Raw genomic sequence first — 15,632 nt, 5'->3', positions numbered from 1 at the left:
AACCAGCCTAAGCTTGCAAATCACTGAGGGAGATCCTGCGTCCTTCCTTGGCAGAGGTGTTGGCAGCTTCCATCAGGCGTGTCAGCTCGGCGGCAATCTGCAGATTCTCAGCAGCCAGGGAATCATGCTGAATATGGGAAACCCACTGACTGAATGCGCTTTCTCTTTTCTCCAGCAACGGAAGCTCAGTCCACTCCTTAACCGCCTCTGTACCCGCATTGGTCCGGATCAACAGCCCGTCAGGTGTACCATACAACAAGGTCCCTTCCGTTCCATGAACCTCAATGGTAAATGGAGAGTGACTGTTCACAAAACCAGCCTCAACCACGCCGATCGCTCCAGAATCCGTAAATAGGGTTGCAACGGCATTATCTTCTACCTCTTTGCCAGTGACATAGCCGAAATTGGCACTCACGCCTGTCACTTCCTGGCCCAGAAAGAGTCTTGTTAGATACATTGGATGGCATCCCAGATCAATCATAGCACCTCCCTGACATTCCTCCAAGTTATAAAAATGCTGTGGCAGCCAGTCTGCAATCGCTCCGTTATGAGACAGGCGAACCCGAACATAAGTCACTTTTCCGAGCAAACCCTGCTGGAGCACATCCTGAATGGTTAGCGTATATCCATCATTTAAGCGAGGTAAGGATACGGTCATCTTGACTCCCTGCTCACGGACTTCAGCCAGGATGGCATTCACCTCTTTTACCGTTGAAGCAATGACTTTTTCCGTAAAAATATGTTTACCTGCTCTTGCAGCAGCGGTTATAACGTCCTGGTGGTCACGAGTAGGTGCATCCACAATCACGGCGTCGATATCCTTCTGTGCCAGCATCTCTTCAAGAGATGCAAAGTAAGGCACATTCAGTCGTTCGGCAGCTTCCTGCCCGCGCTGAACATTGTCATCCCATACAGCTGCAATTTCAGTGTCTTCATGTTCCTGGACTTGCTTGATATAATCCCATGCATGCACATGCCACAAGCTTATTTTACCAATTCGAATGGTCACGATGTCTTACCTCCTAGTATATAATATCCTGACATTTAAATATAAGTTATCACAGACTTCGTTTCATTTTAATAGAAACAAGCGACAACAAATATATAAAATTACGACATCCTATTAGGAATCGACATTCCGATCTAAACAAAACAGGAAGGCAGTCCCTCCCACGATATTGCGTGTTAGAAGCCGTAATGTTTGGATTACAAGACTTGCCATGGAAATTAAAAAAACCAGGTGCTCATGCATTTGCACGGCACCTGGTCTTGATCAAATAAGAGATTTTGACTCATGATTTTTTTCGAGATTTAAGGAAGCAAATTCGCTTCGGCAGGTGACTCTGGTTCCGGTTCCGGTTCTGGTTCTGGTTCTGGTTCCGGTTCAGGGCTGTTCTCTTCCCCGGCAGTTACATATAACCGGCCTGGTGCTTCGGTCTCGATTTTGTTGCCCGCTGCATCCTGAACGCGAATCACAATGACTCCACCCTCAAGGACTAACGAGGAAGGTGTAGTATATGTGCCCGTATAATGACCGGGTTCTGTCTCCACCAGTGGAATCTCCGATCCGCCTTCCGCATTCAGATTCAGCGGCAGCTGGATTCGGAATGAAGCCTGCAGACCTGGAGCACTGTCGAAGGAGACCGTTACGGTTTCTCCGGACGCAATTCGCACATCTTCGGCAGGTGCAATATTGGTCAACTCAGGCAGCGTTGTTTCCACGTAGACTTTACGGGTTACCGTTGTTTTATTGCCCGCGACGTCCGTCGCAATGACTGTAATCGTGTTTTCGCCTTCATTGACGAGAATACGATGACTGAAGCTCCGATCTCTCTCCAACTTGACTGTCTCGCCGTTTACCGTAACCTTGTTGAGGAATTGATCCACGGCGCTGCCTGTAACATGCACCACTTCAGCGTTGGTTCGGCTTCCTTCCTCAGGCGTAAGAATAGTTAATTGCGGCGGCGTCAGATCCTGGATAATGACAACGGGAAGTGAGCGATCCGTTACTTTACCATCAATAATTGCCTCTGCAGTAAAGGCATTGACTCCTGAACGAAGTTTGGCGTCAAACTTGAACGTTCCGTTGGTTACCGTTGTTGTCCCTGCTACATCTTTGCCATTATAAATTTTGATCTGAGCTCCATTCGCCGGAGAAGTACCTGATACGGTGAATGTCGTTTTATTGGAATACGTATTGCTTGGTGCCGTAAGTACAGGTGCATTTACCGGATATCTCACCACCGCCCGAATCATATAGTTACCTTCTTCTGACGGTGCTGTGCTCCATGCGCCGCTTACGCGCTGCCAGCTTCGTCCGGCATTGGTTCCGTTCTCATCGGTAGCCAGTCCCGGAGCACTTGTTCCTGCAACGGATTGTATATACACGATATAGAAATCTCCGCTCGTGATGACCGGTTCCGGGAATTCAACGCTGGTCCACTGATCGTTGCGCAGTGCTGTTCCTTCAAACGGTCCTGCCATCAAACGCCCCGGTGCTTTATCCGCTCCGGAAGCATCATAGACAGCATATTGGAATGCGGTTCCACCAGGCACAGGCCACTCTGTGTTCCAGAACCGGAACGATGCGCCTGTTACTTGAGCGGTTGCTTGCTCAGGTGTCATCCGGACCGCCCAGGCATTATCTGCGGCTACAAAGGCTCTTGCATTCTCTGCTGTACCGTCATCATATGCGATTTCTCCAGGGAAACCAATAAACGGCTTCAATGCCACACTTGCATCCGCAGCACCATTCCCTGGTACCGTCACATTAACGGTTTTACTGTAATAGTCTGCAGCTCTGACGGAGACGGTATAACTTCCTTCCAACACATCCAGTACGAAACTGCCGTCCGACCCGGTACGAACCTCACCTACCTGGGCATCTTCCAGTACCAGAACGGAAGCATCAGCCAGAGGTTCCCCTGTCCGTTCATCAGTAACGATACCTTCAATCGTACCATGAGGTATAGCTTCCAGATTGAAATTGGCTTTTGCACCACTACCATCGGTAATGGTTACTGCTTGTGTGCGCGGATAATAACCATAAGCTTCCGCTTTCAATGTATAATCACCCGCCACATGAGTGAAGCTGTATTTCCCTGTGGATGGATCTGTTTTCACCGAACGTCCGGTTTCAATTACCGTAACCGTTGCACTTGCCGGCAGGCTTTGTGGATTAACAGAGCCTGTTTCCGGTTTCTCAGCCTCAGGCTGCTGCTGCTTGGATTGATTGAATTCTGCCTTATCGGTTCGTGTAACCTTGTACCATGAGTTGTCATATTCCGGTTTTGGCTTGTCACTGCTGAGCACAACCGAACTATCCTGTGTAACCGTCTCTGGAGCAATGCTCAAGATGCGGAAATCGTCAATATACCAACCGGTCTTGACCACACTGCTATCTGAGGTCAGGCGGAATCGGAATTGAACTTCGTTTCCAGTCAGCGAACTCAGGTCATAAAAGACCGGTGTCCATTGCTTGCCATTCGAATTATGAGAGAACTTGCCCAGCTCTGACCATGTGCTTCCACCATCAGATGAAGCTTCCACATAGCCAAAATCATATCCGCCCTCAATTTCATACCAGTGGTTGAATGTCAAGGTAGCATCATTGGTATCCGTCAAATCCACAACGGGTGTAACCAGTGAATAGTTTGAACCATTCTCATACGTACTGTCCAGATCAGTTGCCCAGACATTTGGCGGAGAAACGGCACTCGCTGGTCCATTAACTGGAACCCCGCGTTCCCATTCATCCTTCGTTCCAGAATGGGTCCAGCCATTATCGTCACTACCGTCAAATTGGTCGACGTAAATGTCCTCCGGCACCTCAACCGAGATGGATACCTCATTCGACTTTTCACTCTCATTGCCGCTATAATCCAAAGCCGCAACGGTGTAATAGTACGTTGCATCCGTTACTGTAGCTGCATCTGTAAATGTTGTTGCTCTTGTATTTCCGATCGCCTCGTATTCGGCACCCGAAGTTGTCGAACGATACACAACATAAGATTCCAGATCCTCATCGTCAGGTCCATTCCAGGATAACGCCACATTACCCAGAACGTCAGCTGTAGCGCTCAGCTCTACAGGTGCACCCGGAGCGATATCATCTGGTGATTGTACAGAGAAGTCATCGATATACCAGCCTGCCTTCTGTACAGTGTTGTCACTGGTCAGATTAAACTGGATGAACACCTGTTGTCCTGCATATTCACGCAGGTCCACATATTGAGTCTTCCAATCACCGCCTGTGCCCGTAAAGCTTAACAGCTCTTCAAATACATAGTCACTGTCTTCCGTCGCGATGTATACCTTACCGAAGTCAATATTGCTCTCCAGATCAAACCAGTGTTTGAACGAGAGTAATGCCCCTTCAGGACTTTCGGTTAGATCTATAGGTGGTGCAAGCAGATAGGCGTTGCTATTGGCTGCATAAGTACCCTCCAGGTTGGTGGCAATGACCTTTTCGCCGGAGGCTGCACTGCCAGGTCCGCTGATTGGCGCACCCCAAACCCATGTGCTTCCTGTACCGCCGGTTGTGAAGCCCAACTGATCTTCTTCAAAATCCTGAACATATCCAGGCTGGACCCCATTGGACACAGCCACTTTGTACACCTGGCTGTCAAATCCGTTGTTGCCGTAATCGTTAACCCGGATATAATATTCCACACCTTCAGGTTCGATCAAGAATGCCGGAATGGACGTGGAATAGGTTCCATCCTTACTGTCCCCCGCTATGCGGTTCATCGGCAGATAGACATACTGGCTTGTTCCCGTCGTTTTGGCAAAAGCCTCTACGGAGACCACTCCCACATTATCCGTTACATGAGCCGTCAGCGGAATATCGAGTCCGGTAAAAGCTGAATTCACAGGTGTATGCTGGAGTACCGGTTCTTCCAGATCATCACCTGCGGTAACCACTCGTCCCGACACTGTTCCGATCCCTTCAAGTACAGAGCCAACAGCATCCAGCGCATTAATAATGCCATGACCATAGCCATTGTTTGGCGATGTTGGATATTGACTATCCGTTCTCGGAGTTGCTGTATCCATAATGATCTGTTCCAGCTGATCTACAGTCAGGGAATGATTGGCCTGAAGCAGTAGTGCTGCAAGTGCTGTGGTATGCGGGCCGGCCATGGATGTTCCGTCCCAGCCTCCCTCATATACTCCACCTGGAACAGAGGAACGGATATTGACCCCTGGTGCCGAAACTTCCGGCTTAATCTCATCATATGGAGATGGACCAAGGAGTGAGAAGGAAGCCAAATTACCGTTTATATCCGTAGCGCCTGTGGCGAAGCTTTCAGGATAATTGGCAGGGTTCGCGACCGAACCCGGGCCACCAGGATTCGTCAGTCTCACATTACCGGCAGAAAACTCGGGGAAAATCTGTGCGTCCCGCCAGGCTTGTACCATAGGTCGGAACCACTCGTCCAGTCCTGCACCGCCACCCCAGGAGTTGTTAACCACATCCGGGGCGAGTTCAGGGTGAAGGTTGCCTTCGGCATCCACGGGTGCGATCAGCCACTGTCCACCATCTAGGATAATGGCATCCGTGGTCTCCGGATTAAATATCCGTACACCGATCCATTTGGCACCTGGAGCAACCCCGATCTGATTGCTGCCATCTTCTTCTGAACCTACCATTGTCCCCATCGTATGTGTACCATGCCCATCCTCATCGGCGGGCAGGGAAGCGTTACTATGTGGATCATACCAGCTGAGCTCTGGATCGACGATATTGCCTGAGGCATCGAGTCCTCTCCATTTGCTGCGAAGAGCTGGATGATTGTAATCAACCCCACTATCCAAGTTGGCAACGACGATGCCTGTTCCATCGATTCCTCTCTCCCAAACTGCGGGTGCATTGATATAATCGATATTCCATTCGACATTTTCTGTTGCCAGATTATCCTTTGATGCAGCTGCCGAGTCCTTGGAAGTTGCTGCATCTTCCTTGACCGGTGTTTTTGCAGGATCTGCAGCCGGAGCTGCACTTGCCTTTTCTTTGTTCACCTCAGCTTTTTGCAAGTAACGCGTTTCGTTAGGGAGAACTTTCTCCACTTCAGGCAGCAGAGCAATCTGTTCCATGACTTCCTTGGTACTCGTTACGGCGAGTGAATTGACGATAAAATAGCTTTTATATTCTTTGACATTGCCTTTGTCAATTTCTTTCTCGAGATAGCTTTCGAGCGTGTACTGCGTCCGCGAAGCCGTTTCCCGGAGAGAGCTGACAACCGAATTGCGTACGGACAGCTTGGTCGCTGAAGCCGTCTGTTTCTCGATCGTCGCCTTTTCCATGGCCTGTTTCGAGACCGCTGACGTGTCGACCTGCTCCTTCATTTTCACGAGATAGGTGACATAGTCGCTATCCTCAAACTGTTTGGTCAATTTCGCGTTGACTTTGGATGTCGAGACCTTGGCCAGGCTTGATTTCATGTCGATTTTTTGTGATGTGGAGTTTTCAGCTGAAACCGGATGTACAATCGAAAATGCAAGGAGAAGCGAGAGGCCCATGGAGATGGGCTTGCGTAACCGATTACTCTTAATCAAACTTTTCCACTCCTTTTACCCGGTTTTGGATTATTTTGATGCTTAAGCCCTTCTCAATTAAAATCAAAATGGAATTACAGCCTTTTGCGGACACCAATAGACGCCCGAATCATTACATAGAGCCTCACCTCCTTTAAAGGTCTGGTTACACAGGCGATATGAAACGGTAGCAGATTGTAAGTCTTGGAAGTTTAGAAATGGAAGATTGATAGGCCCAAACATGAGAGTGAATGTCGATAAGCATTCATATAGGAGGGTAATCACGAGCGTTAGCAGAAAGCTTGCCAGGGAGTGAATGAAACGTTCATTTGCGATTTGTTCGAGTGATGTAGGAATCTCTTTAAAATTACATGTAATAACCAAATTGCAATTTAACTGGATTTTTATGGAATAGTATATCGCCACCATTTGATATGTACAAGCACTTTTCTAGAAAAATATAGAAAATAAGACTTTTTAATGCTTTTATATGTCTGATGTCTCTCTTAACTTGAAATCTTTTTTTCATAATTGCGCACCATTGGTATCGCCATAGATTGAAATCATGTCTTTATGACTAAGACTTGCTGTGTAAGAGACAACTGTAATGCATAGCACACCCTCTACACAACCATGAATAACAAAAAGAACCGACAATGATGCCGGCTCCATCCTTCACTTAGTCCATTTCAATCTTGAATACGACAGGAGACTCGCTCTTCACATTTGTTGTTGTGATCGCCAGCGCATCTGCTGTTCTTACCCATTGAGGGCGTTCATCAAATCCCAAAATCTCAATGCTTTTGATTATTCCTTGGAAGTGATGTGAATTCTCTTTTAAGGATCGAATACGAACCTCTCCGTTGTCCGGATAGACAAGAACCGTGGCGTAGAGACTGCTGTCTTTTACTGTAAAACGAATATCTTCACTGGTAAACATCTTGGTATCCCCGTCTGTGAACTGGCCTTCCTTCACTTCTGTCGGACCTTCGCCATAAGTACGCCAGAAGGAAGTATCATAGATGGCCTCTCCGTTCACGCCGAGCCACTCACCTATGGCTAACAGAATATCCCGGTCTTCCTCCGGTATGCTGCCATCCGCTTTGGGTCCAATATTGAGAAGCAGATTGCCGTTTTTGCTCACAATGTCGACCAGATCCCGGATGATTTCATTCGCTGTTTTGTAGTTATTATTTTCCGTGTAGCACCAGGAGTTTTTGGCGACGGCCGTATCGGTTTGCCAGTAGTAGGGCTTGAGGTCGGCAAACTGCCCTCGTTCCACGTCGGGAACGGCACAGCCCAGCACAAACGCATCATGTTTGTAGTTAATGACTACAGGAATTCCCCACTCTTCTCCTTTGTTATAGTAATACGCACTGAATTTTTTCAGGTAGGGCTTAAAGGCTGCATTCTGAATCCACCAATCAAAATAAAAGACTCGCGGCTGATATTGATCAACCAGCTCACAGCAGCGAACCAGCCAGTCTTCCAGAAATTCCTTGGAAGGAGGTGAGCCATACAGATCATGATGGTCCGGCTCAGGCATGGCAGGCCAGTAAAAATCTCCGCGACTAAGGGGCTCTTGGATATCCGATTCGAATTCCTTCCCGTGGGACATGAAGAACCAGTGCTCTGCCCGGTGCGAGGAGACGCACAATGTAAGGTCTTGCTTCTCATAAGCGGTCTTCATCTCCCCCAGAAGATCGCGTTTGGGTCCCATTTCAACTGTGTTATAGTGGGAAATGGAGCTTTTATACATTTGAAATCCGTCATGGTGCTCAGCGACAGGCATCACGTATCTGGCTCCAGCCTTTCTAAATAGTGTAGCCCACTCGTCAGCATCGAACTTTTCCGCACGGAACATGGGAATGAAATCCTTATATCCAAAATCCTTCGGGTGCCCATATACTTCAAGATGGTGTTCATGGGCTTGGGAACCCTGGATATACATATTACGTGAGTACCACTCACTATCATAAGCCGGAATGGAATACAGTCCCCAGTGAATGAAAATGCCGAACTTGGCATTCCTGTACCAATCCGGGACCTGATACGCACGGAGTGACTTCCAGTTATCCTTGAATCGCCCTTCAGCAATAGTGGCTTCAATCTTTTGCAAATATTCGGTATGCTCCATCGTCTGTTCTCATCCCTTTCGTTATCCTGTTCCCTTGTATTGTAGCGGTAGGATGAAGGGATAGACATGCAGAACACTAACTTTTGGATGCACAATAATAACCTTGTAAGGAGATAAGCTCATGAATCATCAGACGCTGCTTACGAACTACCTGTCCAACCTGCAGGTGGAACTGTTCATGGTCAACTATAATCGGTGTGATGCAGACTGGCGTGATCTGGATTACACCCCCGACTACAGCAAATTTTATTGGATCAGCGAAGGAGAAGGATGGTTAAAGATTGGGGATCAGGAGTATTATCCTGTACCTGGACAGCTTTTTTTAATGCCTGAGGGGGTCACTCAATCCTATTCAGTCATTAGCGATCAGCCTTTTCTGAAGTATTGGTGTCATTTCAGCGCTAAGGTCGGGGGAATTAATTTATTTCAAATTTTGAAGCTCCCTCACTTTTGTACTATAGAACGCCCTGAATTGGTCAATGAAATCTTCAATCATATTCTTCTGTATGCCAGATCCGGTGAGGTATATGCTTACATGATGGCCAAAAGCAAACTGTTGGAGCTTATATCCCACTACCTGATGAATCTGGATCTGGAGCAGATTACGTATCTGAATATACCCGTCATGGAGAAAATGTCTGCCTTACTCGCCTATATCGATGCCCATATTGAAGAAAATATTACCGTGCAGGATCTGGCGCAGATCGCTTATATGCATCCCAACTATTTCATTCGCTTCTTCAAGCAGCAGGTTGGCGTACCACCCATTCACTACATTACAGGCAAAAAAGTGGACAAAGCCAAGGAGCTGCTCAGCTGTACGCCGAACACCATTACCATGATTGCTGAACATCTCGGATTTCGGGATTTGTATTATTTTTCAAGGCTGTTCAAGAAGCATACCGGGTTAACCCCGACTGAATTCCGTAAACAAACGACTCTGCCAGCAACATAAGGGCTTTTTATGCGTTACTGGTTATGCCTTACTGCTTATGTTGCTCTGTTTGCAAAAACAAATGGAGTCCCTTATGAGGAACCCCACCATTTATAGATGCCTGTAATTGATTCCCTCGTTTTGTCGGATAACCCTTTTGACTTCTTTCAAATAGGCGTAGCCATAATCTTCGTCCGGTTCTAGGTATGCGCCTTCTGCCCACTCATTCCAGGCATTAACGAACATGAAGCCACTCTTGTACGATTTCTGTCCCCTCTCCACCTGCCTGGACAAATACAGCCCAAATTTCTCGGGAGTGGAGCCGAGCGTACTCTGTCCATCCATGCCGCGACGCGGCGTATTATCCCAATTTACAAAAGCACCAGGGTAAACCACTTCCCCGTTCCGATGTGGTGACCTTTCCAGGATGGCCGTCCATACCTTGTCGTAGTTCACGACAATATGCTTCTGACTCCCGATATTCATCTCGATCCAGATTTCGTTCGTGTGGCCATGAGCAAACGTATAATGCGGCTCAAATTCCATGCTTGCGTCAAAAGCCTGGCTGTTATAGGTCGGAAATCCGCCTATCGTTTGTACAAAATGAATACCCTCCAGTCCATGTTTCACCGCCAGCTTGCGCCAGTACCGAATCATGTCCTCACAGCGGGGAATGCTTGCAGGCCGGTATATAAGAAACATGGGTTTACCTTCCACCCGGATATAGCGTTTGTCCTTAAAGGCCCTAATCAGATACTCGAAATGATCCTTCCAATCGCTCTCGTCTCCATAGTCCTGTGATATCAGAATATCCGATTCCTGACCGTCCCATTTACGGGTCCAGGGTTCATTCGCCCAAGACAAACAAAAAGGGAAATCAGGCTCCCCGGTTTTTATGATTTCATCAAACGGCTTCTCCAGCAGCCGCTTGCCCTTAAACCAGTAATGATAATAACAGAATCCATATATCCCATAGGATTTTGCAGTCTCTGCCTGCCATTTGCGCACCGCAGGATCTGTCAGATTATAATAGTTCTGTTGGAGCGGCCTCTTGGGCTGTACATGTCCCGGGTATAAGGATATTGACTTTTTTACATTCGTCCACTCGGTAAATCCATCCCCCCACCACTTGTCATTCTCAGCAATCCGATGAAATTGAGGTAAATGTAACGCAATAAGCTTCAATCAGGATTCCTCCATTAGACAGCCGGATTTATCGGAATATACGATCCAGAAGCTGCAAGCTTTTCTGAAGATAGGAATGATTATATTTCACGTAAGTCATTGCCCGCGAAGCAGCCAGTCTTCGCTGATCCACCTGATTCCAATAATAGTCGAACTTCTCAACAAGTTGCTCAAGCGAATCATAGCTTATGAATACATCTGTATCCAGACCCGCGCTTGAAGAGCTCGAGTTCAGTTGGAACGTGCCGCAAGCAGCCACCTCCATGATACTTCTGATCGAAGAGTTGTCCTGAATAACAATTTTGGTCCCATTGTACAGCCATTCCCGTTTCTCATCCGCTTGCACAGGGATAAACGCTCCATATTGCTTCCATCCCTCCCCCTCTACCCGAACCTTTTTGCCGGATAATAAGACATGATTCGCAAATGCAAAAAGGCAACTGCCAGGCTGCGCATCTCCAATGACATATACATCAGACTCATCCTGCTTGCGCGCGGTCTGAGGATAGAATACGTTCGGATTTGGTGGAAAAGGAACTTCATAACATAGCGCATCACCCATGCGCTGATAGAATGTAATGTTTGCCGGATCCTGTGTGAACACATAATCGAATATGGTCATAACTGAACCCAAGTCCTTCACACTAGATTGATCAGATAACCAGATGGCCTTTTTGATCGGCGAGATCCGTAATGCTTCAATACTCTCTTCTGGTAGTGCCTCTTCGCCGCCCAGCACGATAATCAGATCGGTTTGGAATGTATTCAGGTATGCTCCCAGCGGCTGAATTACTTTGATTTCATGTATACTTTTCACGAGATGCCTCAGACTCTGCTCAACATGAACGGCAATGGAAGAGAGCTCTCGGTCCATATATGGCGTAATGATGAGCACATTCAATTGTTTGTAAACGACCTGTGGCTGAACGTCCTTAGACTGACGATTCCCATCCTCCAGAATTTTCATCAAGTGCTGCTGCAGATCCGTCTGCTGCACGGTCAGATGATGCTGAATCAACTTCAGTTTCCGATGTAATGTGGCATTCATCTGTCTTAGCAACCACCGGTTGGGATGCTGGACAGAGAGCTTATTTTTTTGAGATTTAATTTGCATGCGTCTCTTTTTTTTGATAACCAAACCCTCCGATCCCGTAGCGGATTGACACTCTCTGCCTACAATATGCATGGATGACTGGCTAGGTTTCTAGAGTTGGATTTTTAGGTGTTCAACTAGACAGAATAGGTTGTTTATCCCAAGTAAATGTGCCAGAACCCCGTGTCCATTCGGTTCTTGTCCTCATAAACTATATCAAGACCAGATGGGAGTTGATATGTTTGACAACATTTAGTAGTATCCTCGTTACAGGAAACCAGACCATCAATCAGGATTTGCATGTGAATGGTAATGAAACGGTCGGGTTGAACCTGCAGGTGAACGGAAACCAGACCATTGCCGGCCATCTTCAAATTAATGGCAGCACTTCCCTTACAAACAGTCTCGGAGTCGGCGGAGTTGTTCACGCAGGGGACAGCGTAAAAGCCACCACCCAGATCATGGCGCTGAATCAACCAACGCTTCCTGCCGTCTTGCCGGTAGTGCAGCAGTTGTTATACTACAATCCGGGTGTTTTAAATCAACCAGGCCTTGTACTGACGGGAACCAGCGGTAACCAATATGTGTTGTTTATCGACGATAGCTCAGGAACGCCCAATCTCGCTATTCAGATGTTTGGATGAAATGAAGCGTACAAAAAAGCCGATCTGCAGGGATGATTCACACTGCGGATCGGCTTTTTTGAATACGAATTATCGACTAGGAATCAAAATGGTCAGTGCACTTTTGGATTCCATGAATATGTTTAACAGTTCCTCATCACGAAGCTTCAGCCGGATATTACCAGACTCTTCCCCATCATTGAATAGAACTACGGCAATGGAACCGTCCCTGTTGCTGAAGGCCACGTTGGATATGGAGACATGACTTGAAGCGGATTCAATACGAACGGCCTTTGGGCGAATGAATGCGCTAAAATGAGCCAGTGCATAGTAATCGAGTGTGTACATAAGCTCACCCGTTTGCTGATTTACCTGCACGATGCCGCGACAAGTACTGCGACCAAACCCAGGCACCGTTGGCCCGTTGTTCTCATCAAGTGCCATATTCCAGAGCACCATAGACTTGCTGTAGTTCCGAAGAATCTGAATTCCTGTTCGCATGACATTGGAGAAAGCCTCCTCGAAGGGAGGAATCCAATCTCCTCCTGACCCCTCCGTAAAGTGCACCTCTTTACCTTCATACGCTTCATACACCTTCGTTTGTGCGGATGCTTCACCTCCGTACCAGTGCCAAGCCACGCCATCCACCTCCTCTCCCGCCTGCTCCAGCACGGTAAGTGGATAACCCGGTTCATCCCAGTTGTGATCATAACAGAGAATCTTGGTCTGAATGCCTTGGCTAACAAAGGCAGGTTTCAGATGATTCTTGATAAAATCCGCCTGTGCTTCCGCTGGCATCAGCATGCCTGGATAATGGCCCGGTTCATACAATGCCTCATTCTGCGGTGTCACTGCATGGACGGGCAGTCCATGTTTCGCGTATGCTTTGATGGTTTTGGCAAAATATTCAGCGTACACCGGATAATACTCATGCTTCAGTTGTCCCGTAATCATGGACCCGCTTGTTTTCATCCAACCCGGAGCACTCCAGGGCGAAAGAAATAGCTTCAGATCCGGATTTAATTCGAGCGCTTTCCGGGTTAAGGGGATTACATCCTCCTCATCATGCGCAATACTGAAACGGGCAAGCTCTCGATCAGTTTCCCCTTCAGGTAGATCATTATAGCTGTATACCGTTCTGGCATAATCGGATGCGCCCATTGGATTGCGAATGACCGACAAGCCGATGCCATCCCGCGGGTGAAATAGGCTGATCATTAGCTCTTCCCTCTGTTCTTCACTCAATATCTGATGAATCAGATACGCTGACGAATCGGTAAATGAAGCTCCGAAACCATCCATCTCCTGAAAAGTATGCTGATCATCCAGCTTGACTTCAATTGGTTCCCGGTCCGATTGAAGCGATTCCAATTGTTCCTCTGATACAGGCTTAAATAGTTCATGTTCTCCTGTTGATCGGTAGATCTTGAATTGGCTCATCTGATCCCCTCCGGTTTTCTTTTATTGGATGCCTAATTTCTCTTTATTCTGTTTCATCTTCTCACTGCGGACCTTCACGATCTCATCCCAGCGATTTTCATCCAAGAATGACTTGTAAGCGGCAAGTGCACCATCAAATGCAGCATCATCCTTCGCTCGAACCATACTTACCAGTGTCGAATTCCATTTGGTGTTGATGGCAGACAAGGCACGTGCTTCCTGTGTTCCTTGATCCGGATTGATATTCTCCAGAATAAAATGAGGTTTCAGCTTGCCTTTGCCCCATTCCTGCATTTGTTTAATCGACTCAGGAAAAGCATCCGCACTTAACGCTTTGTGACGATCGTGACCGAAGAACATGAATTCACCCATGCGATAATCCTTTTTGAACTTATCTGCATTGTTGAGCTGCAGGTCCTTCACGGCTGGCAGCAATTCAACCGTACCGTCCGGTTGGGTTTGGAAAGTTTCGCCTTCAATACCATAGTTCATCAGCGTCTGGCCTTCCTCACTGAGCAGATACGTGAAGATCTGAATGGCTTTGGCCGGATCCTTGCTGTCCTTCGAAATAAAGTTGATCATCCAGCCCGTTATGCCGGATTGATTCAATGTTGGAGCATGGCCTTTGGTACTCTGTGGACCGTCAATTGCCATATACTCCTTGCCAGGGTTAGCACTCATATAAATTTGAAGATTGCCTCCTTGCTGTGGTGTGCCGTCCAGCAGTATCGTTGCATATTTTCCCGATTTCACTTTTTCCTCAAACGCCGTACCGTCATCTGCAAAACTGTCATCACTGATATTGCCATCTCTGTATACGGTGTTCAGCGTTTTCAACCAAGCGAGATAGTCTTCATCCAGATTACGATCATAGAACTCGCCGTTCTCGCTCTCCAGAGGTACACCGATGAAATCCTGCAGCGTATCTCCGAGCGAACCTGTACCTTCTCCAATGGCGTTAAATCCGAATGGGATCAACGTTGGAAACTTTTCTTTGATCTGCTTCATTACACTCTGGAATTCTTCCGGTGTTCCAATAACTGGACTTCCCAGTGCCTCATAGACATCCTTACGGATGATAAATGCTGTTTTGGTTGGAATGTTACCGCTATCATAATCGGCTTGTGTATTGGAATAGTTCGGATATCCGTAGGTCTTGCCATCAGACAGCTGGAACCAGTTAAGAGTATCTGCCGCAGCCACCTTGTTGAAATACGGATCGTATTTCTCAGCCAGTTCATTCAGCGGCAGTGCCCAGGTTGCAGCCTTTTGCACGACAGGAGAGTTCGAGTCGAATACGGTCAGCAGGTCGGGCATCTCCCCACCGGCAAAAAAGGTATTCAGTTTCGTATCGTCCCCTGTTATGAATTTGATGTTGATGTTCAAATCTTCTTTGATTTTCTTTGTGACGATGTCTTTGCCAAAATCGGTATTCCACCAGTCCGCGTTAACGTACCAGGTTAGATCCGTTACCTCTTCTTTTTTGTCCAGCTGCCATGCCGGCGTCTCTGGATCAACCGTGTATCGGTCTTCAATGGAAACCCAGTTCCCCTCACCGGAGCCACCTGCTCCTCCTCCGCATCCTGTAACCAATAATACTGCTGTCAGCAGGGCAGCACTCAGTTTAACACCCGTTTGACCGATGGCCTTCTTCATGTTCAACATCGAGATTCCTCCTCAGAA

Annotated in this window: 9 protein-coding genes; 2 read left to right on the top strand and 7 right to left on the bottom strand. The window is 47.4% G+C overall.

Translation table 11 applies throughout. The annotated features are described in order from the left end of the window. Nucleotides 1-7 precede the first annotated feature (7 nt). From AC3RCI_RS13170 to AC3RCI_RS13160, 3 genes are all read right to left on the bottom strand, one after another. Nucleotides 8-1,009 carry a Gfo/Idh/MocA family protein gene (locus AC3RCI_RS13170; protein WP_492529394.1) on the bottom strand — a complete coding sequence of 334 codons (1,002 nt, stop codon included), beginning with the start codon at nt 1,007-1,009 and terminating at the stop codon, nt 8-10. A 302-nt stretch (nt 1,010-1,311) separates the two neighbouring features. After that, a complete protein-coding gene (locus AC3RCI_RS13165; protein ID WP_492529392.1) occupies nt 1,312-6,558 on the bottom strand; it encodes a S8 family serine peptidase in 5,247 nt (1,748 codons plus the stop codon). 658 nt (nt 6,559-7,216) lie between these two features. Beyond that, nucleotides 7,217-8,674: an alpha-L-fucosidase gene (locus tag AC3RCI_RS13160; protein ID WP_492474334.1), complete on the bottom strand. Its 1,458-nt coding sequence runs from the start codon at nt 8,672-8,674 to the stop codon at nt 7,217-7,219. 121 nt (nt 8,675-8,795) lie between these two features. Here AC3RCI_RS13160 and AC3RCI_RS13155 point away from each other — a divergent pair, with 121 nt between their 5' ends. Then, nucleotides 8,796-9,629, top strand: a complete 834-nt coding sequence (locus AC3RCI_RS13155) for an AraC family transcriptional regulator (RefSeq protein WP_492529390.1) — start codon at nt 8,796-8,798, stop codon at nt 9,627-9,629. Between the two features lie 90 nt (nt 9,630-9,719). On the opposite strand, the gene AC3RCI_RS13150 is transcribed toward AC3RCI_RS13155, so the two are convergent. Then, nucleotides 9,720-10,793, bottom strand: coding sequence for a glycosyltransferase WbsX family protein (locus AC3RCI_RS13150; RefSeq protein WP_492529388.1), 1,074 nt, complete (start codon nt 10,791-10,793; stop codon nt 9,720-9,722). Nucleotides 10,794-10,821: 28 nt separating this feature from the next. After that, on the bottom strand, nt 10,822-11,841 hold the full coding sequence (locus AC3RCI_RS13145) for a glycosyltransferase family protein (RefSeq protein ID WP_492529386.1): 1,020 nt from the start codon (nt 11,839-11,841) through the stop codon (nt 10,822-10,824). A gap of 287 nt (nt 11,842-12,128) precedes the next feature. On the opposite strand from AC3RCI_RS13145, the gene AC3RCI_RS13140 reads away from it, so the two are divergent. After that, nucleotides 12,129-12,530 (top strand): hypothetical protein, encoded by a 402-nt coding sequence (locus tag AC3RCI_RS13140; protein ID WP_154893342.1) that lies wholly within the window; start codon nt 12,129-12,131, stop codon nt 12,528-12,530. A gap of 69 nt (nt 12,531-12,599) precedes the next feature. Here the strand turns inward: AC3RCI_RS13140 and AC3RCI_RS13135 are convergent, their stop codons facing one another. Beyond that, a complete protein-coding gene (locus tag AC3RCI_RS13135) occupies nt 12,600-13,949 on the bottom strand; it encodes a glycoside hydrolase family 30 protein (RefSeq protein WP_336779892.1) in 1,350 nt (449 codons plus the stop codon). A 21-nt stretch (nt 13,950-13,970) separates the two neighbouring features. Beyond that, nucleotides 13,971-15,614 (bottom strand): type 2 periplasmic-binding domain-containing protein, encoded by a 1,644-nt coding sequence (locus AC3RCI_RS13130; RefSeq protein WP_492529384.1) that lies wholly within the window; start codon nt 15,612-15,614, stop codon nt 13,971-13,973. Between the last annotated feature and the right edge of the window lie 18 nt (nt 15,615-15,632).

The organism is Paenibacillus sp. MT124 (assembly GCF_058792755.1).
This window is presented reverse-complemented; position numbering and strand designations above follow the sequence as displayed.

Bases quoted from the DNA above. Each gene is read 5' to 3' on its own strand.
- AC3RCI_RS13160 (WP_492474334.1), bottom strand. From the start codon at position 8,674: ATGGAGCATACCGAATATTTGCAAAAGATTGAAGCCACTATTGCTGAA.
- AC3RCI_RS13155 (WP_492529390.1), top strand. From the start codon at position 8,796: ATGAATCATCAGACGCTGCTTACGAACTACCTGTCCAACCTGCAGGTG.
- AC3RCI_RS13145 (WP_492529386.1), bottom strand. From the start codon at position 11,841: ATGAATGCCACATTACATCGGAAACTGAAGTTGATTCAGCATCATCTG.
- AC3RCI_RS13135 (WP_336779892.1), bottom strand. From the start codon at position 13,949: ATGAGCCAATTCAAGATCTACCGATCAACAGGAGAACATGAACTATTT.
- AC3RCI_RS13130 (WP_492529384.1), bottom strand. From the start codon at position 15,614: ATGTTGAACATGAAGAAGGCCATCGGTCAAACGGGTGTTAAACTGAGT.